Here is a 26681-nt window from a genome sequence, read left to right as displayed (position 1 = left end):
GCGTCACGCGCGAGCCGTACCGGCGTGACACGCGAACGGCGGCGGGCCACCGGGGATCCTTCCCGGTGGCCCGCCGCCGTTGCGTGCGGCGCGGGCCGCTCTGCGCTCTCAGTTCCGGCCGCGGGAGCGGGCGGCGCGGGCGATGGTGACGACGGCCTTCTCCAGCGCGTACTCGGGGTCGGCGCCGGCTCCCTTGACCGCGCCGTCCGCCTCGGCGACGGCGCGCAGGGCGACGGAGACGCCGTCCTCGCTCCAGCCGCGCATCTGCTGGCGCACCCGGTCGATCTTCCACGGCGGCATGCCGAGCTCCCTGGCCAGGTCGGCGGGGCGGCCGCCGCGGGCGGAGAGCAGCTTGCCGATGGCCCGCACGCCCTGGGCGAGCGCGCTGGTGATGAGGACGGGCGCGACACCGGTGGACAGCGACCACCGCAGCGCCTCCAGCGCCTCGGCCGCCCGCCCCTCGACGGCCCGGTCGGCCACGGTGAAGCTGGAGGCCTCGGCGCGGCCCGTGTAGTACCGGCCCACGACCTCCTCGTCGACGGTGCCGTCGATGTCGGCGACCAGCTGGGAGACGGCCGAGGCCAGCTCCCTCAGGTCGCTGCCGAGCGCGTCGACCAGCGCCTGGCAGGCCTCGGGAGTGGCGGAGCGCCCGGCGGCGCGGAACTCGCCGCGCACGAAGGCGAGCCGGTCGGCCGGCTTGGTCATCTTGGGGCAGGCGACCTCTCGGGCCCCCGCCTTGCGGGCCGCGTCGAGCAGGCCCTTGCCCTTGGCGCCGCCCGCGTGGACCAGCACCAGGGTGATCTCCTCGGCGGGCGAGGAGAGGTACGCCTTGACGTCCTTGACGGTGTCCGCGGAGAGGTCCTGGGAGTTGCGGACCACCACGACCTTGCGCTCGGCGAACAACGAGGGGCTGGTCAGCTCGGCGAGGGTGCCGGGCTGCAGCTGGTCCGGGGTGAGGTCGCGGACGTCGGTGTCCGCGTCGGCGGCGCGGGCCGCGGCGACCACCTCCCGCACGGCGCGGTCGAGGAGGAGATCCTCCTGGCCCACGGCCAGGGTGACCGGCGCGAGGAGATCGTCTTGAGCTGTTTTCCTGGCCATCGGCTCCAGCATCCCACGCGCCGCCGACAGCCCGGGCCGGGCGGCCGGGGCCGCCCGTCCGGTCACGGTTCCTCGCGCCAGCCGTCCCACTCACCGGCGAACTCGTCGAGGGCGGCGGGGTCCAGCTCCTCGCTCTCGTCGGCCAGCACGATCAGCCACTGGGCGTCCTCGGCATCGTCCTCGCCGGCCAGGGCGTCCCGGACGATCCGCGGTTCCTCGTCCACCCCGAAGCGGTCGCCGAGGGCCTCGGCCGCCTCCTGTGCCGCGTCACGGTCGGGGAACACCAGCACGTGTCTCACATCGCTCACGCGGACATTTTGCGACATGCCCCGCCGGGCCCCCGCCCCGCCCCCGCCCCTCAGCTCTTGGGGACGACCTGGATGTCCATCTCGATCCGGATGCTCGGGCCGACGGCCGCGATGCCCCGGGCCAGCATGGCCTGCCAGGTGATCGTGAAGTCGTCCCGGTGCAGTTCGGTGCTCGCCCGGCAGGCGGCCCGGGTCTCGCCCTCCACCCCGGTCCCGACGCCCAGGTACTCGGTGTCGAGGGTGACGGTGCGGGTGACGCCGTGCAGCGAGAGGGCCCCGGTCACGTGCCAGCGGGAGCCGCCCCGGTGGACGAACCGGTCGCTGTAGAACTCCATCGTCGGGTAGTTGGCGACGTCGAGGAAGTCCGCGGAGCGCAGGTGGTCGTCGCGCATCCGGACCGCCGTGTTGATGGAGGCGGCGTTGATCACGACGTGCATGGCCGACCGGTCCATGGTCTCGCCGATCCGCAGCGCCCCGGCGAAGGAGTCGAAGCGGCCGTGGACCCGCGCCAGGCCGATGTGGCGGGCCGTGAAGGCGATGGTGCTGTGGCCCGGGTCCAGCTCCCACTCGCCGGGGCGCGGCAGCTCGGGCGGCGGGGCCACCTCGAGCCGGATGTCGCCCAGCGCGGCGAGCTGGTCCTCGAGCACCTGGACCGTCGACCGGTACGGCAGGAAACCCTCCGCGGACACGGCGACCCGGTACTCGCCCGGCGGGACCGCGGCGAGGAAGCTCCCGAACGGGTCGGTGCCGCCGCCCACCGCCTTGCGGCCGAGCGAGTCGGTGAGCGTGAACTCGGCCCCGCCGACGACCTCGTTGACGGGGTCGATCACCCGGCCGACCACGACACCGGCCTGGGAGGGTATGCGCAGGGCGGACAGGACGCCGGTGCCGGTCGTCCGGTGGGTCCTGCCGGTCAGCCAGCGGATCATCGGCGTCGGCCTCTCTGCGCCGCGGGGCGGGTACTTCTCGGTAACATGCGGGTCCTCCTGTGATGATCGGGCTCGTGCGGGTGGGGCTGCTCGTGCGGGTGTGGCTCGTGCTGGTGGGGCTCGTACGGGTGGGGCTGCTCGTCCCGTGTGGTGTGTACGGGTCGGGCCGGTACGGGTCGGGCACGGTGAGAACGCCCTCCGGGGTGCCGGACCCCGGTGGGTGGCGCTCGGGTGCCGGTCGCCCCGCCGCGCGGGATCCCCGCGGGTGGCGCGGGGCCTTGGTGCGGGGCCCGGGGTCAGCCGGGTCCGGCCGTGGCGGCCCGGAGGCCGCCCTTGTCGCCGACGACCGCCAGCGCTCCGTCCCGGTCGGTCCGCAGCACCAGGGCTCCGCGGGCACGCAGCGCCGCCACGGTGGACGGTGCGGGATGCCCGTAGGAGTTGTCCCTGCCGCAGCTGATCAGGGCCAGGCGCGGCGTCAGACGGCGCATCAGTCCGGTGTCCTGATGCGGCGATCCGTGGTGGGCGACCTTGAGGACGTCCACCCCGCCCGGTCCGGCGAGGAGGGGCGAGGCGGCCAGAGCGCGCTGGGCCGGGGGTTCCAGGTCCCCGAGCAACAGCAGTCGCAGGCCGGCGGTCCGCACCAGCAGGGTGACGCTGGCGTCGTTCGGGGTGAGCGCCCCGGAGTCCGCCGCCGAGGGGTGGGGGGCGGCCGCGGGCCAGACTACTCGCCACCGCAGCCGCCCGGTATGCCGTTCCTGTCCGGCGAGGGCCTGTGTGACGGGGATCGCAGCCCGGGCGGCGGTGCGGTGCACGAAGGCCGCCTGGTCGACGGGGTCCGGGAGCCCGGTGACCGCGATCTCTCCCACCGCGCGGCCGCGCAGCACCCCCGGCAGGCCCGCCACGTGGTCGGCGTGGAAGTGGGTGAGCACCACCAGCGGGATCCGCCGGACGCCCAGCGTCCGCAGGCACCGGTCGACCGGTTCGGGCTCCGGGCCCGCGTCGACCACGACCGCGGCGCCGGCCCCGGCGTTCAGGACCAGGGCGTCGCCCTGCCCGACGTCGCAGACCACCATCCGCCAGTGCGGTGGCGGCCATCCGGTGACCAGCCGGGTCACCTGGGGCGGCCGCAGCACCGCGAGCACCAGCAGCAGACCGCACCCCGCCCACAGCAGCGGACGCCCGGGCAGCCGGCGCGCCATCGGCAGCACGGCCAGGGTGACGGCCGCCAGCAGCGCGGCCCCGCCCCAGCCCTCGGGCCAGTCCACCCCGGCGCCCGGCAGCCCCGCCCCGGCCCGCGCCACGTCCACCACCCACCCGGCGGGCCATCCCGCGCACCGGGCCAGCAGCCGTGCCACCGGTATGGCGAACGGCGCGGTGAGCAGCGTGGCGAAGCCCAGGACGGTGGCGGGGGCGATCGCGAACTCGGTGAGGAGGTTGCAGGGCACCGCGACCAGGCTGACCCGCCCGGAGAACACCACGACCACCGGGGCGCACACCGCCTGCGCCGCGGCGGCCGCGCCGAGCGCCTCGGCGAGCCGGGAAGGGACCCCGCGGCGGCGCAGCGCCTCGCTCCAGCGCGGGGCGAGGAGCAGCAGCGAGCCGGTGGCCAGCACGGACAGCAGGAAGCCCGGGCTGCGGGCGAGCCAGGGGTCGTACAGCACCAGCAGCAGCACGGCGGCGGCCAGCGCCGGGACCATCGCCCTCCGCCGACCCGTCGCCAGGGCGAGCAGCACCACCGCCCCGCAGGCGGCGGCCCGCAGCACGCTGGGGTCGGGACGGCAGACCACCACGAAGCCGAGGGTGAGCGCGCCGCCGAGGACGGCGGTGGACCGCAGGGTGAGGCCCAGCCGGGGCGCCAGTCCACGGCGTTCGGCGCGCTGGGCGGTGCCGGGCGGGCCGAGCAGCAGGGCCAGCAGGATCGTGAGGTTGGAGCCGCTGACGGCGAGGACATGGGCGAGGTCGGTCTCCTGGAAGACGTGGTCGAGCTCCGGGGTGATGCGGGAGGTGTCCCCGACGACGAGGCCCGGCAGCAGGGCGCGGGCGTCCGGTGCGAGGCCGTCGGTGGCCTCGCGCAGTCCGGCCCGCAGGCGGCCGGCGGTCCGCTGGGCCCGGTCGGGGCCGGCGACCACGCGTGGGGCGCGACCGCCGCGGCTCCTGAGCACCGCCGCGAACCGGTCGCCGCCGGAACGGGCGGGCGCGAGGCGGCCGGTGACGGTGAGACGGGTGGACGGCAGCAGGGCGAGCCACCGGGCGCGCGCCTCGCCCGGGTCCGCGAGCAGCAGCACGGGGGTGTGCAGGGCCGCCGCCTGCCCGGACGGCCCGTCCAGGCGGCGGATCTCCGCGTCGACGAGAACGGTGGGCGGCACGGAGCGGTTTCCGGTCACCCGGGGACGCGCGAGGCGAGGGTCGGAGGTGAGCAGCACCTCGGCGGTCACGGTGGCCTCACGGTCGGCGAGGGCCGGCACGGGACCGCTGCGCAACTGCGCGCCGTGCAGCCCCGCGGAGGCGGCGGCCCCGGCCGCGCAGAGCAGCACCGCGGCCACCGTCACCCGCGGCCCGGGCCGCGTGGCCGAGGGGGACGACGGGGACGATGCGGCCGACGGGGCCGACGGGGCCGACGAGGACCACGGGGACCACGCGGCCACGGGGGCCGACTCCGTGGAGAGCTGCCCGAGCTGCGTCGCGGGGGCCCCGGGTCGCCTCCCGGGTGCTCCGGCCCACCTCACGGCGGGTCCTGGCCCCGTCGCGACGTGGTCCGGCGTTCGCGGGCTGCCCCGGGCGCGGAGCAGGGCCAGGGCGGTCACCAGCCCGGCCACGGCCACCGCCCAGGCGACCGCCGTCGGCGCGGGCAGGGTGACGGCGGCGGTCCCCCAGGCGGCCAGTGCCGGGCCGACCAGCCGGAGGTCCACGGGGCCTTCCTGCCGCGGGTGCGAGGCGCCCCGGGGTCCGGCCTCGGCGTGGGCGGGCGCGCGCTCCGTCACCCGGGCCGTGCCGGTCACGGCCGGACCAGGTCGCGCAGGTCGGCGAAGCGCCGGTCGCCGATGCCGTTGACCTCACGCAGCTCCTCCACCGAGCGGAACCCGCCGGAGCTGGTGCGGTGGTCGACGATGTGCTGGGCCAGTACCGGGCCCACGCCGGGCAGCGCGTCCAGCTGCTCCACGGTGGCGGTGTTCAGCGACACAGGGGCGGCGGGGCCGGGGGCTCCCGCGGCGGGCGCCGGGCCGGAGGCGGGCGGCGCGGCCCCCGGCGGCGGGTCGATGCCGACCAGCAGTTGCTCGCCGTCGACCAGGAACCGGGCCCGGTTGAGCGCGCCCGTGTCCGCTCCCGGCCGCACCCCGCCCGCGGCCCGCAGCGCGTCCGCCACCCGGGATCCGGCGGGCAGGCTGTGCACCCCGGGGTCACGGACCTTGCCCCCGACGTCCACCACGATCGGCGGAGCCGTGGCCGGCCCTGACGCGGCGGCGGGCCGGGGCCGGAACGGGCTCGGTTCGGCCCCCGTGACACTGCTCGGCGGAGCCACCGGCCGGGGCCGGGCCGCCAGGTGGTGCTGGAGGGCGAGGGCCACCGCGAGGGCCAGCAGCGCGGCGAGGGCGACGACGCCTCGCCGGTGCAGCGCGCAGGTCGCCCGCAGCCACGGCGGCAGCCGGTCCCGCACCGCCTCCAGCCGGTCGGCGAACGCCCGCCCCGCCTCGGGCCCGGTCTCCTGCGCGGGCGACGCCAGGACGGGCTCCGGAAGGGGCGCCGGGACGGACTCCGGGACGGGCGGAACCGCAGCGGTCCCGGGCGACGCCGCGAACAGCGCCGCCGCCCGGTGCCGCGTGACCTCCGCCGCCTCGGGGGTGCGCCGGTGCCGTCCTCGTCCGTGACCCCCGCTCGCCCCGGCGGCGGTCCCCGGACGGGAGGGGGTAGGGGGCATCGCGCGGAGGGCGGCGGGGCCCCTCCCAGGGGGCGGTGCACCGCGGGCCTCGCGAGGAGCCGTCCCGGGTCCCGGTTCGGGTTCCGCCCACCACGGCCGCCGGGCGGCCCGCATCGCCGCGTCCCCTCCCCCGGGGGCCCGCCCGGACAGCGGCACGGTTCCCTGCCCGGACGGCCGCGGCACGGTCCCGGACGGCCGCTGCACGGTCCTGGCCGCCGGTGGTGCCCCGCCGGGCCCCGGCGACCGGGGCAGAGGCCGCTGTCCCGGCGGCGAGGCGCCCAGGTCCCGATACGGCGCGGTCCCCGGAGCCGGTCCCGGGGCCGATCGTGGAGCCGGTCCTGGAGCGGGTCCCGGTGTTCGTCCCGGGGCGGCCCGGGACGACAGGCATCGCACAGCCGAGAACCCGTCAGCCGCGGCCGGACGCGGCCCCTCGGAGGCGGCGCCAGGAACCGCAGCGGCAGCGCGCGGCATCGGGAAGGAACGAGAGCTGTGGAGTGAGGTTCCCGTGGTCATGGGCCCAGGATCCGCCGATACCGCACATCGTGATGATCAAGGTCGAAACCTGTGGACAACCACCCCGGCTGTGGACAACCGCGTCACCCCCAGGAGAGCACCGCGGGGAGAGCACCGCGAGGAGATCACCGCGGGGAGATCACCGCGGGGAGATCACCACGGCCAGCAGCCCCGGCCCCGTGTGCGCCCCGATGACCGCGCCCACCTCGCTGACGTGCAGGTCGGCGAGGCGCGGGACCCGGGCGCGGAGCCGGTCGGCGAGGGCGAGGGCCCGCTCGGGGGCCGCCAGGTGGTGCACCGCCATGTCGACCTCGGCCGCGCCCGCCCGCTCGGCGGCGATCTCCTCCAGCCGCCCGATGGCCCGGGACGCCGTGCGCACCTTCTCCAGCGGCTCGATGCGCCCGTCGGTCAGCTGCAGCAGCGGCTTGACGGCCAGCGCGGACCCGAAGAATGCCTGTGCGGCCCCGATGCGGCCGCCACGCCGCAGGTACTCCAGCGTGTCGACGTACAGGAACGCCGACGTCGCCTCGGCCCGCTTCTCCGCGGCCGCGACCACCTCGTCGACGCCGCCGCCCGCCTCCGCCGTCTCGGCGGCCGCCAGGGCGCAGAAGCCGAGCGCCATCGCCACCATCCCGGTGTCGACGACGCGCACCGGCACCGGAGCCTGCCGCGCGGCCAGCACGGCGGCGTCGTAGGTGCCGGAGAACTCGGCGGACAGGTGGAGCGAGACGATCGCCGAGGCTCCCGTCTCCGCGATCCGCCGGTAGGTCTCGGCGAAGGTCTCGGGGCTGGGCCGCGAGGTGGTGACCGGAAGCTTCCTGCGCAGCGACTCGGCGAGCGAGCGTGCGGAGATCTCGGTGCCCTCCTCCAGCGCCCGGTTGCCGAGGACCACGGTCAGCGGGACGGAGGTGATGCCGTGCCGGGCCGTCGTCCTGGGCGGCAGGTAGGCCGTGGAATCGGTGACGATCGCGACATGGCGGGACATGGCTTGGAGGTTACCTGCCGTACTCCCCGCCCGGCATGCCACCCCGGTGACAGCGGCGTTACCGCGTCCGGGCCGGACGGGTCGTCCGGCCCGCGGGGGCCGCACGGGTCAGGTGGTGCTCTCGGGTCGCGCCTGGCGCTGCTTCTCCCACGGGTTGGGGGTGCGCGGCCGCGACGGGTCGAGGGCGGCCGGGCCGGTCCTCGGGTCGGGGGCCGGCCGGCGGGCGGCCCGCGGGTCCGGAGTCCTCTCGCGGCGCGCCCCGGGGTCCTGCCGCCGCTCGCGGCCGGCGGACGGCTCCGGGGCCGCTTCCGGCGCCTCGGCCCGGTCCCAGTGCCGCAGGGCGCCGGCCTCGACGTCGATCTGGGCGCTCAGGGTGTCCAGGTCGTCGGCGGCGAACCGGTGCGCCCGGTCCAGGGCGGCCCAGCGCAGGGCGTCGGCGGAGCTGACGATGCGGTCGGTGCGCTGGCGCAGACCGGGCAGCCGGTCGGCGAGGGTGGCGCGGTCGGGGTCGGACTCCAGCCGCTTCAGGTCGGCATCCAGCTCACGGCCGTGGACGCTCAGCCGGTCGAACAGGGCGGCCGACTCCGCCAGCGAGCCGTCCTCCGGGGAGCCCGCCTCCAGCGCCTGCTGGGTGGCGCGCAGCGAGGTGCGCAGCTTGAGGCGCAGCTCGGCGACCTCCCCCGCCGGCCCGGGACGGCCCAGCGAGCGGGCCCGCAGCGTGGTGTCCTCGACCGTGCGGCGCGCCTGGGTGATGGTGCGGTCCACGCCACGCCGGGCGGCGCCGACGGCCTTCACCGTGCCCCACACCGCCAGTGAGACCAGCAGCACGAAGATCACCGCGATCACCGCAAGGATCACATCCACCGCAGTTCCTCCTTCGCGCCCGGCCGTCCGGTGAGGGAGTACGTCCTCTCCCCACTCTCCCACGGTAAACGCCAGGGGCAGGCCCCGAGTTCCGCGGAACCCCGGTCCTGCCCCTGATCCTTCCCCGGTTCCGCAGGCCCTGCGTCCCCTAGGGGACCGGCTGCCCGCCCGGGCGGCGACTACGCCGGGACGATGTTCACCAGCTTGGGTGCGCGGACGATCACCTTGCGCACGCCGGCCCCGGCCAGCGCCGCGACGACCTTCTCGTCGGCCAGGGCGATCTTCTCCAGCTCCGCCTCGGAGACGGACGGCGACACCTCCAGGCGGGCCTTGACCTTGCCCTTGATCTGCACGACGCAGGTCACCGTCTCGTCGACCAGGTAGGCCGGGTCGGCCACCGGGAAGTCCTGGTGGACGACCGAGCCGGTGTGGCCCAGGCGGCGCCACAGCTCCTCGGCGATGTGCGGGGCCAGCGGGGCGATCATCAGCACCAGCGGCTCGGCCACCGACCGCGGCAGGGCGCCGCCGGACTTGGTCAGGTGGTTGTTCAGCTCGGTGATCTTGGCGATGGCGGTGTTGAACCGCATGCCCTCCAGGTCCTGGCGGACGCCGTCGACGGCCTTGTGCAGGGCCCGCAGGGTGTCCTGGTCGGGCTCGGCGTCGTCGGCCACGGTGACCTCGCCGGTCGCCTCGTCGACGATGTTGCGCCACACCCGCTGCAGCAGGCGGTACTGGCCGACGACCGCGCGGGTGTCCCACGGGCGGGACACGTCCAGCGGGCCCATCGCCATCTCGTACAGGCGCAGGGTGTCGGCGCCGTACTCGGCGCAGATCTCGTCGGGCGTGACGGCGTTCTTCAGGGACTTGCCCATCTTGCCCAGCACCCGGGAGACCTTCTCGCCCTGGTACCAGTAGGCGCCGTCGCGCTCCTCCACCTCGGCGGCCGGCACGGCGATGCCCCGGCTGTCGCGGTAGACGAAGGCCTGGATCATGCCCTGGTTGAACAGCTTGTGGAAGGGCTCCGCCGAGGAGACGTACCCCAGGTCGAACAGGACCTTCGACCAGAACCGCGCGTACAGCAGGTGCAGCACCGCGTGCTCGGCGCCGCCCACGTACAGGTCGACACCGCCGTGCGGCATGCCCTCGCGCGGGCCCATCCAGTACTGCTCGATCGCCGGGTCGACCAGCTTCTCGTCGTTGTGCGGGTCCAGGTACCGCAGCTCGTACCAGCAGGAGCCGGCCCAGTTGGGCATGGTGTTGGTCTCGCGGCGGTACTTCTTCGGCCCGTCGCCCAGGTCCAGGGTGACGTTGACCCAGTCCTCGTCGCGGGACAGCGGAGTCTCCGGCCGGGTGTCCGCGTCGTCCGGGTCGAAGGTGCGCGGCGAGTAGTCGTCGACCTCCGGCAGCTCCAGCGGCAGCATCGACTCGGGCAGCGGGTGCGCCACGCCGTCCTCGTCGTAGACGATCGGGAAGGGCTCGCCCCAGTACCGCTGGCGGCTGAACAGCCAGTCGCGCAGGCGGTAGTTGATCGTGCCCTCGCCGATGCCCCGCTCGGCCAGCCAGGCGGTGATCCTGGCCTTGGCCTCGACGACGCCCAGGCCGTCCACGGAGACGTCCTCGCTCGCCGAGTTGATCAGCTTCGCGTCGTAGGAGGCGAACGCCTCGTCCCAGTCGGCCGGGTCGGTGGAGCGGCCGTCGGTGGGCTCGACCACGCAGCGCATCGGCAGGTCGAAGGCGCGGGCGAAGGCGAAGTCGCGGCTGTCGTGGGCCGGGACGGCCATGATCGCGCCGGTGCCGTAGCCCATCAGCACGTAGTCGGCGATGAAGACGGGGATCCGCTCGCCGTTGACCGGGTTGGTCGCGAAGACGCCGGTGAAGACGCCGGTCTTGTCCTTCGCCTCGGCCTGGCGCTCGACGTCCGACTTGGACGCGGCCTGCGCGCGGTAGGCGGCGACGGCCTCGGCCGGGGTGGCGTGACCGCCGGTCCATGCCTCGCGGGTGCCCTCCGGCCAGGCGGCCGGGGTGAACTTCTCCACCAGCGGGTGCTCCGGCGCCAGCACCATGTAGGTGGCGCCGAACAGCGTGTCCTGGCGGGTGGTGAAGACCGTGATCGCGGCGGCTTCGCCTTCGGCGGCGACGGGGAAGTCGACGCGGGCGCCCTCGGAGCGGCCGATCCAGTTGCGCTGCTGCAGCTTGATCGCCTCGGGCCAGTCCAGCCCGTCCAGGTCGTCCAGCAGGCGGTCCGCGTAGGCGGTGATGCGCATGTTCCACTGGCGCAGCTTGGCCTTGAAGACGGGGAAGTTGCCGCGCTCGGAACGGCCGTCGGCGGTGACCTCCTCGTTGGCCAGCACGGTGCCCAGGCCGGGGCACCAGTTGACCGGCGCGTCCGAGGCGTAGGCCAGGCGGTACTCGCTCAGCAGGTCGGCGCGCTCGACGGCGGACAGCTCGGACCAGGCACGGCCGCCGGGAACCGCACGCTCGCCGCTCTCGAACTGCGCGACCAGCTCGGACACCGGGCGGGCCTTGCCGGCCTCGGTGTCGTACCAGGAGTTGAAGATCTGCAGGAAGATCCACTGGGTCCAGCGGTAGTACTCCGGGTCGATCGTGGCGAACGACCGGCGCTTGTCGTGCCCCAGGCCCAGGCGGCGCAGCTGCGCCTTCATGTTGGCCATGTTGGCCTCGGTGGAGACCCGCGGGTGGGTGCCGGTCTGCACGGCGAACTGCTCGGCCGGCAGGCCGAAGGCGTCGAAGCCCAGGGTGTGCAGGACGTTGTGCCCGGTCATCCGCTGGTGGCGGGCGTAGACGTCGGTGGCGATGTAGCCCAGCGGGTGGCCCACGTGCAGGCCCGCACCCGAGGGGTACGGGAACATGTCCATGATGAACTTCTTGGGGCGGGCGGCGACCTCGGGGTCGCCCGCCAGGTCACCGGACGGGTTGGGGGCCTCGTAGGTCCCCTCGGCGTCCCAGAAGTCCTGCCAGCGTGCCTCGATCTCGGCCGCCAGGGCGGCCGTGTAGCGGTGCGGCGCGACCTCCGCCGACTCGGCGGCGGAAGCGGGGTTCGTCTCGCTCATGATCCTCAAAGCTCCTGATCGACGTCGTCTCTGCTTGGCGTGGCCCGGAAATGAAAAAGCCCCTCGCACAGGAGGGGGCGCCGCGCCGATGCCGGCCACGGATTCTCGTGGTGGCCGGGACTGATCAGCGCGGCTCGCTAAGCAGAAGGCGTACGGCACGCATGGCGTCAGGGTACCGCAGCCCTCACAGACGCTGCGACGGACTTCCGGCCCTCGGAAACCGGGCGGGAACGGGCCGGGAACGCCGAAGGCGGGCCATCCTTCCGGATGACCCGCCTTCGTCACTGTGGAGCTAAGGAGAATTGAACTCCTGACCTCCTGCATGCCATGCAGGCGCTCTACCAACTGAGCTATAGCCCCTTGCGGTGTGCCGTCCGGGCTTCCCTCTGCGGTTCCCCCGGCGACACGGAGAACATTACATGACCGTGGGGGTGGGACACCAAATCGTTTCCGGTCTGTCCCGTTTGCCTGGAAGGTCGCGCCTCTCAGGCGGTTTCGAACGAGTAGAAGCGCTTCAGCGTGCAGAGTTCGTCGAGGAGCCGGCCGTAGATCGGTTCGCCCTCGAGCTCACGGTAGGTCTCGATGGGGTCGCCTTTTATGATCAGCGCCCTGGCGCACTCCTCGCACCAGTACTGGTACTCCTCGTTGACCGGCTCCATGTCCCGCACGATCGGCGTGCCGCTGCCGCACCAGTCGCACTTCCTGCGGTGTGCCCCCACGCGCCAGCTCCCTCCCGTCGGACCGTGCTCCCCTTCCGGCCGTCCGATTCTGCCACGTGGGCCGGTGGCCGGACGGGGACGACGCCGGGGCGGCGGGCTCATCACCATGCTGATAGGAAAAGATCCCGCCCTTCGGACGGGATCCCTTCCCTACTGCACGTCCACGTAGTCGCCGCTCGAGGAGCTGGCGCCGGTGGTCGTGTTGCCGTAGTACCGCCACCGCCAGGTGCCGTCCTGGCTCGCGGTGACCGTCGCCTTCAGCGCGCCGGCGCTGCTCGCCGTGCCTTTCTTCACCGTGGTGTACGTCGAGGAACCGGCCGGCTTGAACTGCAGGCTCACCAGACGCCCGCCGTAGTCGTCGTACCGGTGCTCGGTCCAGTTCGCCCGCTGCACGGTGCCCTTGACGGTGATCGTCCCGCCCTTGGCCACCGGCTCCGGGGAGGCGTTGTGGCTCTGGATGCGGGAGGCCCGCTGGAGGGTGACGGTGGCGGACGTGGTGTCCCCGTCGTACCCCTTCTCGTACCGTCCGCCCAGGCCGTAGGTCTTCCACACCGTGGCGTCGCCGTTCACGAGGTCGTCGTTCACGGTATGGGTCGATATCCACCGCGGGTCGACGCTCGCCGTCTCCTCGCACCGGTTGTAGATGTAGCCGGACTGGACGGTGGTCGCGCAGCCCCAGCGGGTCGAGGAGTTCACGAGCAGCCGCTCGCTGTTCGTGTCGATGGTCCCCCGGTACGCGTCGACGTCCCAGAAGTCCAGCTTGACGGTGCTGCGCACGGTGTACGTGAGCGGGACCTCGACCGGGTTGGTGATGCCGACCACGATCGGCTTGCCCTCGTTGAAGACGATCTGCGAGAAGGAGATGTCCCCCTCGGCCGCCTGCGCGTTCGGCGCGCCGAGCAGCGTGGCGACGAGCGCGGTCGTGCCTGCCACCAGGACACGACCGAGTTGTGCGGTTCTTCTCATCCCGCCCCTGGTTCTGTGAGAGACGCCGGTCGGTTGCCGACCGGCGGCGCACACTCTGGATCACGGAAAAACGAAGATCCCGCCCGGTCTGACGACCGGACGGGATCTTCCGACTGTGGAGCTAAGGAGAATTGAACTCCTGACCTCCTGCATGCCATGCAGGCGCTCTACCAACTGAGCTATAGCCCCTTGCTGTTCTCTCCGCCGTTCGGCGGGGCGAACGAGTAGAACTCTAGCCTGTGACCAGCCGGAAAGTGAAATCGGCCGGTCCCGGGCCCCGGCCGGGGCCCGGGGACGCGGTCAGGTGTCGTCGCCGAGCACCGGCTCCGGCAGGGAGCCCGCGTTGTGCTCGAGCAGACGCCAGCCGCGGGCGCCTTCGCCCAGCACCGACCAGCAGCAGTTGGACAGGCCGCCCAGGCCCTCCCAGAGGTGGGCGTCCAGGCCCAGCAGCCGGCCGATGGTGGTGCGGATCGTGCCGCCGTGGCTGACGACGACCAGCGTGCCGCCGGCCGGAAGCTTGTCGGCGTGCCGCAGCACGACCGGAGCGGCCCGGTCGGCCACCTCGGTCTCCAGCTCGCCGCCGCCGCGCCGGACCGGCTCGCCCCGCTTCCACGCCAGGTACTCCTCACCGTGCCGGGCGAGGATCTCGTCGTGGGTGAGGCCCTGCCAGACGCCCGCGTAGGTCTCCCGCAGGCCCTCCTCCTGGACGACCTCGAGGCCGGTCAGGGCGGCCAGCTCGGAGGCGGTGTCCACCGCGCGCCGCAGGTCGGAGGCGACGATCGCGTCCGGCGACAGCCCGGCGAGCAGCCGGGCGGCGCGCCGGGCCTGGGCGCGGCCGGTGTCGGTGAGGTCGACGTCAGTGGTGCCCTGGAAGCGGCGCTCCAGGTTCCACGAGGTCTGGCCGTGGCGCCACAGGATCAGGCGCCGGCCGCGGCCGGACCTGCCCGCGGCGGCCTCCGTCCCGCCGGCCGTCACCAGAGGTCACCGTCGTCGAGACCGGCCTCCTCCTGCGCGGCCCTCTCCTTGGCGTGCTCCTCGGCCTTGCCGCGGGTCGCCTTGGCGTCCTCGGGGAGGTCCAGCTCGGGGCAGTCCTTCCACAGCCGCTCCAGGGCGTAGAAGACGCGCTCCTCGCTGTGCTGGACGTGCACGACGATGTCGACGTAGTCGAGCAGGATCCAGCGGGCGTCGCGGTCGCCCTCACGGCGCACCGGCTTGGCGCCGAGCTCCTTGCTCAGCCGCTCCTCGATCTCGTCGACGATCGACTTGACCTGGCGGTCGTTGGGCGCGGAGGCGAGCAGGAAGGCATCCGTGATCGACAGCACGTCGCTGACGTCGTAGGCGATGATGTCGTGCGCGAGCTTGTCTGCCGCTGCCTGCGCGGCGGTGGTGATGAGCTCGATGGATCGGTCGGTGGCGGTCACTGCCTGGCTTTCCGTCGTCGGACTTCTACCTGTCCAGGGTCTCACGGACGGCCGGGGCCTCCCCACGGATTGCCGCGAGGCCATGGCCACACGCCGCCCGTGCCACACGTTCGCCCGGGTCCGCAGCCCGCCGCCCGCCGCCCGCCGGGGGCACCCGGATCGCCCCGGTCGCCGGCGCCGGTCACCGGAAGCCGCACCGCCACCGCGCCCCGGACGGCCGGAGCCGGCCCCGCGGTGCTGCGGGACCGGCTCGGTACGACACGCGCGGGTCAGGAGCCCGGCGCGTAGTCCTGGCCGAGCACCACCGTGACGTCGGCGTTGGCGGCCGTCTTCCCCTTGGCGACGGCCGTCTCCGGCAGGCCCAGGGTGCGGGCCACCTCGGCCGCCTTCTCCTTGTCCGCGGCCTCGGCGTACCGCACCTCGGAGGTGGCGGCCGTCTGCGAGCTGCCCGCGGCGACGTAGGTGTAGCCGCCGTTGACCAGCGCGACGCGGGCCAGGTCGGCCAGCGGGTGCTTCTTGGCGTCGGTCTTGCCGCCGGTGGCGTTGCGCACGCTGACGCGGACGCCGTCGCCCTCCTCGGCGGGGCTCTTGGCCCGGCCGCCGAGGATCTTGCCGACGACCTCCTGCCCGGCCTTCTCGCCGAGCGTGCCGTCCTGCTCCACCGGCAGCACGGTGCTGCGGTAGTCGCCGCCCTTGGCGCGGTCGGCGAGACCGGCGAGGAAGCTGCCGAGGTCCTCGTCGGTCAGCGGCGGCTCGATGATCTGGCCCATCGTCTGCACGGTCCGCGTGGCGCCCTCCTTGTCCGAGGAGAGCTTGCGCAGGACGCCCTGCATCACCTGGCCGAACCGCTCGAGCTGCGCGCTCTGCGGCTCGCCGGCGCCCCGGTAGGTGGCGTACGCGGAGGCCATCCGGCCGCTGAGGGTCTGCTGCTCGCCCTTGTGCACCAGCGGGCCCTCGTCCGGGGCCTTCGGGTCGGGCACGTCGGTGTCGGTGTCGACCTCGATGTGGCCGACCATGTCGACCAGGATCTGGAGGAACGGGGTGTCCAGCCGCCAGGTGCCCTCGATCCGCGTGCCCAGGACGGTGTCCAGGGACTCGCGGGTGCCCGAGGAGCCGTCGTCGCCGACGGACTGGCCGAGCGTGGTGGTGTTGCCGTCCTGGTCGGTCAGGGCCAGCGAGTTGGGCAGCAGCACGGCGCTGCCCTGCTCGGTGGTGGCGTTGTCCACCAGCAGCAGGGTGGAGGTGTCCGAGCCCTTGGTGCTGTGCAGGTGGACGACGATCACGTCGCGCTTCTGCGCCCCGGCGGCGACGTTCGTGCCCTGCGCGGTGTCCGAGGAGGACAGGAAGGGCAGCTTGCCCGCGTACCAGAGGTAGCCGCCGCCGCAGACCACGACCAGGGCCAGCACCACGAGGACCGCCGTCATCCGGGCGCGGGCGCGGCGCTTGGCCTCCTCGCGGCGCTCGGTGCGGTTCTCGGTGAACTGGAGCCAGTCGATGACGTCCTCGGACTCGCCGTCCTGCTCCTCGACGAAGGCGAACTGCTCGGTGTCGTACCCGGCTCCCTGGTCACGGCGCGGGGCCTGCCCGGGAGGTGCCTGCTGGGGGATGCGGGCGTCCCGCTCGGCGACGCCGGGACGGCCCAGGGGCGCGCCGGTGCCGCCGTACGGCTGACCTTGCTGCGCCTGCTGACCGTGCTGCCCCAGCTGACCGTGCTGCGCCTGCTGACCCGGTCCCGCCTGCTGCCCGGGCTGTCCCTGTGGTCCGGGGCGCGCTCCGGGGCCGGGACCGCCGGGGGCCTGCCGGGGGCCGGGCGGCGGACCGCCGTGCTGACCGCCGTAGGCAGGGCCGGCCGGGGGCACGGGGACCTGCCGGCCGGTGCCGGGGCCCGCCCCGTAGGCGTCGTACCCGGTCGTGGGCGGCTGCTGCTGCCCGCCGCCCGAGGCGTACGGGTCGTAGCCGTAGCCCTGCGGCTGCTGCTCCTGGCCGCCCTGCCGCGGGGGCGGGTAGCCCTGCGGGCCGGCCTGGCGCGGAACCTGCCGGTACACGGGCTGCCCGTACTCGTCGTAGCCGACCAGTTCGTACTGGCCGTCCGCGTGTCCCGCGTGTCCCGCGTCGTATCGGTCGTTCACCGGTGCCCCTCTCGGCTCACTCGCCGCGGTACAGCTGGCGCTTGTCGATGTAGCGCACGACTCCGTCCGGCACCAGATACCAGACGGGGGCGCCCTTGGCGACTCTCGCACGGCAGTCCGTGGAGGAGATGGCGAGAGCGGGCACCTCGACGAGCGAGACACCGCCCTCGGGGAGCCCGGGGTCGTGCAGGATGTGTCCCGGCCGCGTCACGCCGATGAAGTGCGCGAGGGAGAAGAGCTCGTCCGCGTCCCGCCAGGTGAGGATCTGGGCGAGCGCGTCCGCGCCCGTGATGAAGAAGAGATCGGTGTCCGGGTTGAGCGCGCTCAGGTCGCGCAGCGTGTCCGTGGTGTAGGTCGGACCGCCGCGGTCGATGTCGATGCGGCTCACCGAGAACTGCGGGTTCTCGGCGGTGGCGATGACCGTCATCAGGTAACGGTCCTCGGCCGGGGTGACCGTCCGGTGGCTCTTCTGCCAGGGCCGGCCGGTGGGCACGAACACGACCTCGTCCAGGCCGAAGGCGGCGGCGACCTCACTGGCCGCCACCAGGTGTCCGTGGTGGATCGGGTCGAACGTGCCGCCCATCACGCCCAGGCGGCGGCGTCCTCCCGTGTCGGCCGGGCCGGCGGCCGGGACGCCGGCCGGACCGGCAGGCATGTCCTGCTCTCCCATGCGTGCAGACCCTACCGGCCCGGTCGGGGAACCTTGACCTCGACCTCTCCCACCTGCGGACGGGTCACGGGATCAGCCGTTCCGGTTCACCGGTCGCGGTTGAAGCTCACGGTGATGAAGAGCAGCAGCATGAGGATCACGAAGGCGCCGAGGCCCGGCAGCAGGGGGTTGAGGTTCATGTGGTGACCGCCCTCGCCGCCTTCCGAGGCGAGGGTGACCAACTGCGCGGCGCTCTGGTGAAAGCTCATCTTCGGCTGGACCAATCCGTATGGGCTGGATAAGGACGTCGGCTCATCGTAAGCGCCGGTCGGTCGCGGGAACCATCGGCCCCGCCCGCTCGTCCTACCCACAGCAGCACCGGCCGCGCCGGCCGGTGGCGTAGGGGTGGACGACACGGGCGGGGGGCCTGATGCCGGGCGAGGACAACACCGAGCGGGAGCAGCACACGGCGGCGCGCAGCCGGCGGCGTTTCCCGGGGCTGTCGTCCCGGGCCTACGAGCACCCGGCGGACCGCTCCGCGCTCGTCGCGCTGCGCAAGCTCAGCGGTTTCGACACGGTCTTCAAGGCCCTCAGCGGCCTGATCCCCGAGCGCAGTCTGCGTCTGCTCTTCCTGTCCGACTCCGTCCGGGTGAGCGACGAGCAGTTCCCGCACCTGCACGACATGCTGCGGGACGCCTGCTACATCCTCGACATGCCCAAGGTCCCGGCGATGTACGTGACCCAGGACCCGAAGCCCAACGCGATGTGCGTGGGACTGGACGAGCCGGTCATCGTGCTGACCACCGGCCTGGTCGAGCTGCTCGACGAGGAGGAGATGCGCGCGGTCGTCGGCCACGAGGCCGGACACGCGCTCTCCGGCCACGCGGTCTACCGCACGGTGCTGCTCTTCCTCACCACCCTGGCGGTCCGCGTCTCGTGGATCCCGCTGGGCAGCGTCGCGGTGATGGCGATCGTGACGGCGCTGCGCGAGTGGTTCCGCAAGTCCGAGCTGTCCGCGGACCGCGCGGGCCTGCTGGTCGGCCAGGACGTCCACGCGTCGATGCGCGGCCTGATGAAGCTGGCCGGCGGCAACCACCTGCACGAGATGAACGTGGACGCCTTCCTGCGCCAGGCCGAGGAGTACGAGGCGGGCGGCGACCTGCGCGACTCGGTGCTGAAGATCCTCAACGTGCTGCCGCGCTCCCACCCGTTCACCACGGTGCGGGCCGCCGAGCTCAAGCGCTGGGCGTCCTCGCGGGACTACCAGCGGCTGATGGACGGCCACTACCCGCGGCGCGAGGAGGACAAGGACGCCTCGGTGACGGACGCCTTCCGCGAGTCGGCGGCCAGCTACGCGGAGACCGTCCGTACCTCCGCCGACCCGCTGATGAAGCTGGTCGGCGGCGCCACCGATCGCATACGCCGCGGCTTCGGCGGGGAGTGACGCCGGCGGGACCGCGCCGGGCCGCGGGGCGGACGGCGGCCGGGTCAGAGTCTGGGCATCGCCGCCGGGGAGAGCGTGCCGCACAGCCCGGTCGGGCTGGCGGCCCGGTACGGGTCGGTGCCCGGCGGCGATGCCTCGTCGGCCCGCTGGCCGGCGAGCAGCGGACGCAGCACCTGGTCGGGGTCCCCGGTGCAGGACAGCGGCCCCGCCTGCACCGAGGCGGCCACCACCCGCACCTGGCGCAGCCGCAGGTTGTCCGGGTCGAACCGCAGCCGCACCTCGCGCCGCACGGTGAACAGGGAGACCTGCTCCTTCTTCTTGCCGTCGTCGGCCCTGCCCGGCCCCTGGGCACGGTCGGCCCCGTCCGCCCGGGCGGCGCGGCCGTCCCCGGCCTTGGCCAGGGCGTAGACGAAGACGTGGTCGGCGACCACCTCCAGGGTGGCCGCCCCGCGTTCGACGACCTTGAAGGTGCCGTGCACCCGGATCTCCGGGTCGGCGAGCCGTACCCGGGTGGGGTCGAAGCGGACCAGCCAGCCCAGCGGCGCGGAGGCGTCCACGTCGGCCTCCCCCGCGTCCGCGGCCGCGCCCTTGGCGCTCTCGCCCATGCTCCGGTCGAACTGGTCGAACTGGTCGGGGTCGAGCAGCACCCGCACCGAGCGGGTGGCGTCGCCCATCAGCACCTTCGGGTCGAGCGAGGAGCCGATGACGTAGTCGCGGGCCGCGGCGAGCGCGGCGATGACCTGGCCGTCGGAGAAGTGCTCGGTACGCCGGGCGGGAGGCATCGTGACGCCCTTCTCCCCGGTCTCGTAGGAGCGCGCCGGGCTCGCCGCGTAGAGCCGGTCCGCGTCGCCGGCGCCGGGCACGGCCTGCGGAGGGGCCAGCGGGACGACGGTGACCCGCACCGGGTCGGCGACCCGGCGGGCGGAGGGCGGCACGTGAGGGGTGCGCACGCCCAGGTAGACGGCGGTGACGAAGGCGATCATGACGAGCAGGGCCAGCACCATGGCCTGCCGGGAGAGCCGGCGGATGCCGGTGGGCCGGGTCCGTACCGGCGGCGAGTGATCGGCGAGACGTTCCTGCGCGCTGTACTCCTGGAGGCGGGCAGCCTTGACGAACGATTCGTCGAAGACGACGGATCGGTACTCGTCCTCGTTGCCGCCCGCGGCGCCGTCGGGTGTGCCGTCGGGTGGCTCTCCGGGCCCGCCCATACTTTCAGAGTGGGTTCTGCCGCCTCGCGGTAAACGCCCCCGTCCGGGCCATCTGCCGCTCCCGCCGCCCGCGGCGCACGCGGGACGGGGCGGTCAGGGTGTGGCGGCGGGGGTGCGCGGGACGGCCTGCACGGGGGGTCTGGAGTACTCGGCCGAGGCGGACGGTCCGACCGCTGTGTCCGGGGCGGGCGCCGGTGTGGGACGGGTCGAGACGGGTGGCGGGACCTGTCCGGTCTGCCCGGCGGAGCCGCGGTGGACGGCGCTGAAGGCCAGCGCGACCATCCCCATCCCCATCACCAGGGCGAGCACCCAGGCGACCGGGCGGTGCCATCTTCCCGGCCGGACGGAACCGCCCGGACGGCCGAACAGTCCCGGCGCGAAGTCGGCCGCCGCGTCGCCTCCGGGCATACCCGGACCGCCGGGGTCCTGGCCGGTGCGGGCGACGAACTCACGGAAGGGAGCGTCGGGGCCGCCGAGGCCGGGAGGGATGTGGGCGAGGCCCAGCTCCTCGGGACCGGTGGCCTCGTCGTGGCGGTCCTCGTCGTGCCCGGGACCGCCGGCCAGGCGGGCCCGGCGCGCGGCCTCCGCCTCGGATGCCTCGGCCCGTGCCTGGGCGGCCGCCACCAGGCGCTCGACGGCCGTCGGCTCGTGGACCGGGGCCGCCCGCACGAAGTCCTCGTCGAAGACCACGGGGGCGAACTCATCGTCCGGCGCCCCGCGGTCCTGGTCGTCGTCAGGTCCTCCGCCGTCAGGGAACGGCGTGCCCCCCACGTCCTCCGCCACCGCTCCAGAGTAGACGTGCCGGGTCAATTTGGGCAGACCGTACGGAAATTCGGCGAAGAGCCCGTGACCGCCCGGCCCGGCGCCACGGGACGCCGGACGACGTCAGGGAACGCCGGACGACGTCGTGGGACGCCGGGCGACGTCAGGGGCGGACGTGCCCGTCCCCGGTGACGATGTACTTGGTGCTGGTCAGCTCCGGGAGCCCCATCGGTCCCCGGGCGTGCAGCTTCTGGGTGGAGATGCCGATCTCCGCGCCGAAGCCGAACTGGCCGCCGTCGGTGAACCGGGTGGAGGCGTTCACCGCGACGGTGGTGGAGTCGACCAGCTGGGTGAAGCGGCGGGCCGCCTGCTGGGAGGTGGTGACGATCGCCTCGGTGTGGCCGGAGCTCCAGCGGCGGATGTGCGCGACGGCGGCGTCCAGCGAGTCGACCACCGCGGCGGCGATGTCGTAGGAGAGGTACTCGGTCTCCCAGTCCTCCTCGGTGGCCTCCACGACGGTGGCCTTGGTCTCCCCGGCCAGCGCGCGCACCCGCTCGTCACCGTGCACGGTCACCCCGGCACCGGCCAGCGCCTCCAGGGCGCGCGGCAGGAAGGCCTCGGCGACGTCCCGGTGGACCAGCAGGGTCTCGGCGCTGTTGCAGACGCTGACCCGGTGGGCCTTGGAGTTGAGCAGGATCTCCACCGCCATGCCGAGGTCCGCGTCCGCGTCCACGTAGACGTGGCAGTTGCCGGTGCCGGTCTCGATCACCGGGACCGTGGACTGCTCGACGACGGTGCGGATCAGCGAGGCGCCGCCGCGCGGGATGAGGACGTCCACCAGGCCGCGGGCGCGCATCAGCTCGTGCACCGACTCGCGGCTCTCGCCCGGCACCAGCTGCACCGCGTCGGCCGGCAGCCCGGAGGCCTCGACCGCGTCGCGCAGGACGGCCACCAGGGCGGTGTTGGAGGAGTAGGCGGAGGACGAGCCGCGCAGCAGCACCGCGTTGCCCGACTTCAGGCAGAGCGCGGCGGCGTCCACGGTGACGTTGGGACGGGCCTCGTAGATGATGCCGACCACGCCGAGCGGGACGCGGACCTGGCGCAGGTCGATGCCGTTGGGCAGCGTGGAGCCGCGGACGACCTCGCCGACCGGGTCCGGCAGCGCGGCCACGTCGCGCACGTCCGAGGCGATGGCGGCGATCCGCTCGGGCGTGAGGGTCAGCCGGTCGATCACGGACTCGGCGGTGCCGGCCTCGCGGGCGCGCGCCACGTCCTCGGCGTTGGCCTCGACGATCTCCGCGACGCGGGCCTCGAGGGCGTCCGCCACGGCGTGCAGGGCGGCGTCCTTGCGGGAGCGCGGGAGCGGGGCCAGGTCGGCGGAGGCGGTGCGGGCCCGGCGGGCCACACCGGTCACCGTGGGCTCCGTGGACTCCGTTGCGGCTGCGGTCGTCGTGAGCGTGCTCATACCGCGAAGGGTAGCGCCGCGGGGGCGTCCGGCGACGACCGTTCCACCTGGCGGTCGGGGCGCCCCGGCGGGCGATGCCGGGAGGCCCCGCGCGCGAGGTCAGAAGGGGTGGACGCCCATCCGGGTGGCCGGGGGCGGGCCCTGTCCGGCGGCCACCCGCAGGTGGTAGGTCTCGCGGTCGACGACCTCCAGGCCGACGATCTCCCACCGCGGCAGGTTGGCCGTCCGCCGGTGCTCGCCCCACAGCCGCAGCGCGACCGCGGCCGCGTCGTGCAGGTCGCGGGCCTCTTCCCAGTAGCGGATCTCCGCGTGGCCGGTGGCGTAGCGGCTGGTCAGCAGGAAGGGGTGGTCGTGGGCCAGCTGCTCCAGCGCCCGCCGGACCTCCGGCAGCGGCACCTCGGCGCCGGAGACGCTCAGGGTGACGTGCCACAGCCGCGGCAGTTCCTCGGGCACGGACGGACCGCCCTGGAACAGGTCGCCGGGCGAGACGCTGGTGAGGCCGCGCCGCGGCGCCGCTCCCCCGCCGGCCGGGCGGGACGCCGCCGATCCCGGGCGCACTCGTCTCACAACGGCCTCCTTCGCACGGTGCTCACGGTGGTCGCCCGGCTGCTGCCCTGGCGTGTGTGACCCCCACCAGTGCAGCAGGCGACGGCGCTCCGTGGGGCCGTTTTACGGAACGTCCCCCACCGGATTCCGGCCACCCGGGCCGAAAGCCGCCGTCCGCCTCAGCGCCGCAGCAGCACCAGGTCGTCCCTGTGTACGACCTCTCGTTCGTAGGCGGGGCCCAGATCGCGTGCCAGTTCCCTGGTCGAGCGGCCGATCAGGCGGGGAATCTCACGTGCGTCGAAGTTCACCAGACCGCGGGCCACGGCCCGGCCCTCGCCGTCCCGCAGCTCGACCGGGTCGCCGGCGTGGAAGTCGCCCTCGACCCCCGCGATGCCGGCCGGCAGCAGCGAGGTGCGCCGCTCCACGACGGCCCGCACGGCGCCGTCGTCCAGGGTCAGGGACCCCTGCGGGGCCGAGGCGTGCTCGAGCCACAGCAGACGGTCGGCGGAGCGGTTGCCGGTGGCGTGGAAGTAGGTGCCGGTGTCCCGGCCCTTCAGCGCGTCCGCGGCCCGGCTGGCGCTGGTGAGGACCACCGGGATCCCGGCCTCGGCGGCGATCCGCGCGGCCTCCACCTTGGTGACCATCCCGCCGGTGCCCACCCCGGCCTTGCCGGCGCTCCCGATCTCCACGCCCTCGAGGTCCTCGGGGCCGCGGATCTCGCTCAGCCGGGAGGTGCCGGGGCGCGCGGGGTCGCCGTCGTACAGCCCGTCCACGTCGGACAGGAGGACCAGGAGGTCGGCGCGGACAAGATGGGCGACAAGCGCCGCAAGGCGGTCGTTGTCCCCGAAACGGATCTCGTCGGTCGCTACCGTGTCGTTCTCGTTGACAACCGGCAGGGCTCCCATGGCGAGCAATTTGTCGAGCGTTCGGGCTGCGTTACGGTGGTGGGCACGCCGACTCGTATCATCGGCCGTCAGCAGCACCTGACCCACCCGCACGCCGTAGCGTGCGAAGGACGCGGTGTAGCGAGCAACCAGCAGGCCTTGCCCCACGCTGGCTGCTGCCTGCTGCCGGGCCAGGTCGCGGGGCCGGCGACGCAGACCCAGAGGGGCGAGTCCCGCAGCGATGGCACCGGAGGAAACCAGGACGACATCCCTCTCGCCACCGTCCCTGCCCGCCGCCAGGACGTCGACCAACGCGTCGACCCGGTCGGCGTCCAGGCCGCCCTCAGCCGTGGTCAACGACGAGGAACCCACCTTGACGACGATCCTGCGAGCCCCGGTCACGGCCTGCCTTGCCCCTGTCACCTTGAACGTTGTCCCCTCACCTGGTTCTCAGCTGCCCGTCCGGCAATCTACGCGACCCGGACGTCGCGGCGCGCGCGCGTTCCATCCCACGGACGTGACGCCCGCGGACCCCGCGCAGGTCTCGATCCGTGCACGGGCGTCCGAGGCGTGTCGTCGGAGCGTTCAAGCGCGTTGAAACTGAGTCCCTAGACGCAACACGTCCGCGCAGCCCTTTGGAGTGACGCAGTGCCCACACCCGTCCCCCGTCGGCAGACCGCCGAACGAGGCATGGTCACCGCTCTTCTGGCGGTGTCGTTCCTCACACTCGCCGTCACGGCCGTGGTCCCGAACGTGCCCGCCATGATCGCGGCTGCGGTCGTCTCCATCGCCGTCGAGGTGTTCCTCTACCGCTCGCAGCGGGGCCTGGTCGCGATGTTCGCCAAGATGCACGTCGACACCACGGTGCGCCATCTGCTGCGGGACCTGCTGATCGTCGTCGCCCTGGTCCGCCTCCAGGAGCAGAACGACGAGAGCGGGCTGGCCGCGCCGCTGCTGGTGCTGCTCGCGTTCTACGGGCTGCACTTCGCGATCCAGGCCGTCTCGGTGGTCGTCCGCCGGGCGCGCACCACCCCGGTGCTCACCCGGAACATCGACACCTCCGGTCTGCCGCTGACCGCCGCCCCGCCCGCGCTGCTGCTGCGCCGTCCCGGGCACCGGCTGCTGATCCTCGGCCTGCCCGCCACGGCGGGCCTGCTGGGCGCCGGAGCGAGCGGCGAGGCGCTGTGGGGCGTCGCCGGCGTCGGGGTCTCCGCACTCGCCGCGCTGGCCGGTCTGGTCGTGCTGGGCAGCCACCTGCTGCCGGGCCGCCGTTCGCCGTCCGAGGCCGCCGTGCTGAAGTGGTTCGACAAGTGGCTGGCCGAGTACAAGCCGACCCACGGCATGTACTTCTCCGGCGGAGCCGCCTCCGCCTACCAGGCGAACATGTGGCTCGACCCGCTGGCTAAGCTGGACGGGCGCCCGGTGATCGTCCTGCGTGAGCGCTTCATGATGCAGAAGATCACCGCGACCGACATCCCGATCGTCTGCCTGCCGCAGGTCCACCACCTGATGCGCCTGGAGCACTCCACCCTTCAGGCCCTGATCCACCCGTCGAACTCGGGCAAGACCTCGCAGGTGCTGCGCATCCCGACGATCAAGCACACCTTCGTCAACCACGGCGAGAGCGACAAGCTGTCCTCCTGCAACCCGTACGCCAAGGCGTACGACGAGGTGTGGGTGGCCGGTCCCGAGGCCCGCGAGCGGTACGCGCTGGCCGACGTCGGCGTCGAGGACAAGGACATCGTGGAGATCGGCCGTCCGCAGCTGGACGGGATCGTCACCTACAAGGGCGCCCCGCAGGGCGAGTACACCGACGTCCTGTACGCCCCCACCTGGGAGGGCTGGGACGGCAACCCGGGCAACACCTCGGTGGTCGCGGCCGGCGAGAACCTGGTCCGGGCGCTGCTGGCCGACCCCAAGGTGCGCCTGGTCTACAAGCCGCACCCGCTGACCGGCTCGGTCGACCCGCGGGCCGGCGCCGCCGACCTGCGCATCCGTGAGCTGATCCTGGCCGCCAACCGCCGGCGCACCGGCCCGCGCCCCGGCCCGGAGGCCGTGGCCGAGCTGGCGCGGCGGACGGCGGAGCTGGACCGGCTCACCACCTCCACGTTCCGGGAGTCCGCGGACAACCTGGAGCGGATGATGCTCCAGACCGCCCCGGAGCCGGGGCGCGCGGCCGCGGTCACCGCGGCCACCTCCGCCTGGGTGGAGGCCTACTGGGCGGCGCTGCCCGAGTGGGAGCACCAGATCGTCACGGACGCGCGTCCCGACATCCAGACCTGCTTCAACCGGGCGGACCTGCTGATCAGCGACGTGTCCAGCGTGATCTCGGACTACATGGCGAGCGGCAAGCCGTACGCGGTGGCCAACACCTCCGGGCTGAGCGAGACCGCCTTCCGTGAGGCGTTCCCGACGGTGCGGGCGGCGACGGTGCTGACGCCGGACGCGACGGGTGTGCCGGCGCTGCTGGAGCGGGTGCGCGACCCCGAGCTGGACGACCTTCAGGAGGCTCGCGCGGAGCTGAAGCTGCGACTGCTCGGGCCGTCCGAGCCGCCGTCGCAGGTGCGGTTCAACGAGGCGATGCGGGCGCTGTGCGAGTCCGCGCTGCAGCACCGCCGCCGGATGACCGAGCGGGAGGCCCACATCCCCGGTCAGCGGGCCGCCGCCCCCTCGGGCGACCCCGAGCTCACCACCGGCTGACCCTCCCCGCCCCGGCCCGCCCGGGTGCCCGTCCCGTCCCGGACGCGGCACCCGGGCGGTGCCATGTCCGCACGCGGCGGGCGGCAGGCACCGCGGCGGACGGA

At 74.0% G+C, this 26681-nt stretch carries 22 protein-coding genes and 2 tRNA genes; 2 read left to right on the top strand and 22 right to left on the bottom strand.

From position 1 onward, the window contains the following. Window positions 1-108: 108 nt before the first annotated feature. The 17 genes from holA to ABT026_RS13900 all read right to left on the bottom strand — a co-directional run bounded on the left by holA (window position 109) and on the right by ABT026_RS13900 (window position 17837). Window positions 109-1098 (bottom strand): DNA polymerase III subunit delta, encoded by a 990-nt coding sequence (gene holA, locus ABT026_RS13980; RefSeq protein WP_351114664.1) that lies wholly within the window; start codon window positions 1096-1098, stop codon window positions 109-111. A gap of 62 nt (window positions 1099-1160) precedes the next feature. Further along, window positions 1161-1406 carry a hypothetical protein gene (locus ABT026_RS13975; RefSeq protein WP_351114513.1) on the bottom strand — a complete coding sequence of 82 codons (246 nt, stop codon included), beginning with the start codon at window positions 1404-1406 and terminating at the stop codon, window positions 1161-1163. Between the two features lie 50 nt (window positions 1407-1456). Then, entirely contained in the window at window positions 1457-2335 is an 879-nt protein-coding gene (locus ABT026_RS13970; protein ID WP_351114512.1) for a YceI family protein, read from the bottom strand. A gap of 296 nt (window positions 2336-2631) precedes the next feature. Then, complete coding sequence (locus ABT026_RS13965; protein WP_351114511.1) at window positions 2632-5334, bottom strand: ComEC/Rec2 family competence protein; 2703 nt, start codon at window positions 5332-5334, stop codon at window positions 2632-2634. Continuing rightward, entirely contained in the window at window positions 5331-6251 is a 921-nt protein-coding gene (locus ABT026_RS13960) for a helix-hairpin-helix domain-containing protein (protein ID WP_351114510.1), read from the bottom strand. Before ABT026_RS13960 ends, ABT026_RS13965 begins: the two co-directional genes overlap by 4 nt. Before the next feature lie 652 nt (window positions 6252-6903). Further along, entirely contained in the window at window positions 6904-7749 is an 846-nt protein-coding gene (locus ABT026_RS13955) for a DegV family protein (RefSeq protein ID WP_351114508.1), read from the bottom strand. Window positions 7750-7857: 108 nt separating this feature from the next. Continuing rightward, a complete protein-coding gene (locus tag ABT026_RS13950) occupies window positions 7858-8613 on the bottom strand; it encodes a hypothetical protein (RefSeq protein ID WP_351114507.1) in 756 nt (251 codons plus the stop codon). Between the two features lie 179 nt (window positions 8614-8792). Next, window positions 8793-11684 carry a leucine--tRNA ligase gene (gene leuS / locus ABT026_RS13945; RefSeq protein WP_351114506.1) on the bottom strand — a complete coding sequence of 964 codons (2892 nt, stop codon included), beginning with the start codon at window positions 11682-11684 and terminating at the stop codon, window positions 8793-8795. A 287-nt stretch (window positions 11685-11971) separates the two neighbouring features. Then, window positions 11972-12044, bottom strand: a tRNA-Ala gene (locus ABT026_RS13940). A gap of 125 nt (window positions 12045-12169) precedes the next feature. Further along, the gene (locus tag ABT026_RS13935; protein ID WP_108955357.1) at window positions 12170-12403 is read right to left on the bottom strand and encodes a hypothetical protein; all 234 of its coding nucleotides are present in this window, start codon (window positions 12401-12403) and stop codon (window positions 12170-12172) included. A gap of 150 nt (window positions 12404-12553) precedes the next feature. Beyond that, window positions 12554-13336, bottom strand: a complete 783-nt coding sequence (locus ABT026_RS13930; RefSeq protein WP_351114505.1) for a hypothetical protein — start codon at window positions 13334-13336, stop codon at window positions 12554-12556. Between the two features lie 149 nt (window positions 13337-13485). Next, a tRNA-Ala gene (locus ABT026_RS13925) sits at window positions 13486-13558 on the bottom strand. 111 nt (window positions 13559-13669) lie between these two features. Continuing rightward, complete coding sequence (locus ABT026_RS13920) at window positions 13670-14347, bottom strand: histidine phosphatase family protein (RefSeq protein ID WP_351114663.1); 678 nt, start codon at window positions 14345-14347, stop codon at window positions 13670-13672. Next, complete coding sequence (gene rsfS, locus ABT026_RS13915) at window positions 14341-14790, bottom strand: ribosome silencing factor (RefSeq protein ID WP_351114504.1); 450 nt, start codon at window positions 14788-14790, stop codon at window positions 14341-14343. The genes ABT026_RS13920 and rsfS overlap by 7 nt, the downstream gene beginning before the upstream one ends. 269 nt (window positions 14791-15059) lie before the next feature. Further along, a complete protein-coding gene (locus ABT026_RS13910) occupies window positions 15060-16919 on the bottom strand; it encodes an LCP family protein (RefSeq protein ID WP_351114503.1) in 1860 nt (619 codons plus the stop codon). Between the two features lie 16 nt (window positions 16920-16935). Beyond that, a complete protein-coding gene (nadD, locus tag ABT026_RS13905; protein ID WP_351114502.1) occupies window positions 16936-17589 on the bottom strand; it encodes a nicotinate-nucleotide adenylyltransferase in 654 nt (217 codons plus the stop codon). An 86-nt stretch (window positions 17590-17675) separates the two neighbouring features. Further along, window positions 17676-17837, bottom strand: a complete 162-nt coding sequence (locus ABT026_RS13900) for a hypothetical protein (protein WP_351114501.1) — start codon at window positions 17835-17837, stop codon at window positions 17676-17678. Between the two features lie 161 nt (window positions 17838-17998). Here ABT026_RS13900 and ABT026_RS13895 point away from each other — a divergent pair, with 161 nt between their 5' ends. Next, a complete protein-coding gene (locus ABT026_RS13895; RefSeq protein ID WP_351114499.1) occupies window positions 17999-19012 on the top strand; it encodes a M48 family metallopeptidase in 1014 nt (337 codons plus the stop codon). A 44-nt stretch (window positions 19013-19056) separates the two neighbouring features. Here the strand turns inward: ABT026_RS13895 and ABT026_RS13890 are convergent, their stop codons facing one another. The 5 genes from ABT026_RS13890 to proB all read right to left on the bottom strand — a co-directional run bounded on the left by ABT026_RS13890 (window position 19057) and on the right by proB (window position 24300). After that, window positions 19057-20220, bottom strand: a complete 1164-nt coding sequence (locus tag ABT026_RS13890) for an SCO2583 family membrane protein (RefSeq protein ID WP_351114498.1) — start codon at window positions 20218-20220, stop codon at window positions 19057-19059. A gap of 93 nt (window positions 20221-20313) precedes the next feature. Beyond that, window positions 20314-21003 carry an SCO2584 family spore wall biosynthesis protein gene (locus ABT026_RS13885; RefSeq protein ID WP_351114497.1) on the bottom strand — a complete coding sequence of 230 codons (690 nt, stop codon included), beginning with the start codon at window positions 21001-21003 and terminating at the stop codon, window positions 20314-20316. Between the two features lie 142 nt (window positions 21004-21145). After that, the gene (locus tag ABT026_RS13880; RefSeq protein WP_351114496.1) at window positions 21146-22447 is read right to left on the bottom strand and encodes a glutamate-5-semialdehyde dehydrogenase; all 1302 of its coding nucleotides are present in this window, start codon (window positions 22445-22447) and stop codon (window positions 21146-21148) included. A gap of 99 nt (window positions 22448-22546) precedes the next feature. Next, on the bottom strand, window positions 22547-23014 hold the full coding sequence (locus ABT026_RS13875) for a DUF8830 family protein (RefSeq protein WP_351114495.1): 468 nt from the start codon (window positions 23012-23014) through the stop codon (window positions 22547-22549). 158 nt (window positions 23015-23172) lie between these two features. Beyond that, a complete protein-coding gene (proB, locus tag ABT026_RS13870; RefSeq protein WP_351114494.1) occupies window positions 23173-24300 on the bottom strand; it encodes a glutamate 5-kinase in 1128 nt (375 codons plus the stop codon). A 267-nt stretch (window positions 24301-24567) separates the two neighbouring features. On the opposite strand from proB, the gene ABT026_RS13865 reads away from it, so the two are divergent. Beyond that, window positions 24568-26577 (top strand): CDP-glycerol glycerophosphotransferase family protein, encoded by a 2010-nt coding sequence (locus ABT026_RS13865; RefSeq protein ID WP_351114493.1) that lies wholly within the window; start codon window positions 24568-24570, stop codon window positions 26575-26577. Window positions 26578-26681: the final 104 nt, after the last annotated feature.

The sequence above is a fragment of the Streptomyces sp. NPDC002734 genome, assembly GCF_040295685.1.
GTDB lineage: Bacteria > Actinomycetota > Actinomycetes > Streptomycetales > Streptomycetaceae > Streptomyces.
The sequence above is the reverse complement of the archived record's forward strand: the minus strand, read 5'-3'. Positions and strand labels throughout refer to the sequence as shown.

Excerpts from the sequence above, each read along its gene's own strand:
- holA (WP_351114664.1), bottom strand. The coding sequence starts at position 1,098 with ATGGCCAGGAAAACAGCTCAAGACGATCTCCTCGCGCCGGTCACCCTG.
- ABT026_RS13970 (WP_351114512.1), bottom strand. The coding sequence starts at position 2,335 with ATGATCCGCTGGCTGACCGGCAGGACCCACCGGACGACCGGCACCGGC.
- ABT026_RS13960 (WP_351114510.1), bottom strand. The coding sequence starts at position 6,251 with ATGCCCCCTACCCCCTCCCGTCCGGGGACCGCCGCCGGGGCGAGCGGG.
- ABT026_RS13955 (WP_351114508.1), bottom strand. The coding sequence starts at position 7,749 with ATGTCCCGCCATGTCGCGATCGTCACCGATTCCACGGCCTACCTGCCG.
- leuS (WP_351114506.1), bottom strand. The coding sequence starts at position 11,684 with ATGAGCGAGACGAACCCCGCTTCCGCCGCCGAGTCGGCGGAGGTCGCG.
- nadD (WP_351114502.1), bottom strand. The coding sequence starts at position 17,589 with ATGGGAGAGCAGGACATGCCTGCCGGTCCGGCCGGCGTCCCGGCCGCC.
- ABT026_RS13900 (WP_351114501.1), bottom strand. The coding sequence starts at position 17,837 with ATGAGCTTTCACCAGAGCGCCGCGCAGTTGGTCACCCTCGCCTCGGAA.
- ABT026_RS13895 (WP_351114499.1), top strand. The coding sequence starts at position 17,999 with ATGCCGGGCGAGGACAACACCGAGCGGGAGCAGCACACGGCGGCGCGC.
- ABT026_RS13890 (WP_351114498.1), bottom strand. The coding sequence starts at position 20,220 with ATGGGCGGGCCCGGAGAGCCACCCGACGGCACACCCGACGGCGCCGCG.
- ABT026_RS13880 (WP_351114496.1), bottom strand. The coding sequence starts at position 22,447 with ATGAGCACGCTCACGACGACCGCAGCCGCAACGGAGTCCACGGAGCCC.
- ABT026_RS13865 (WP_351114493.1), top strand. The coding sequence starts at position 24,568 with ATGGTCACCGCTCTTCTGGCGGTGTCGTTCCTCACACTCGCCGTCACG.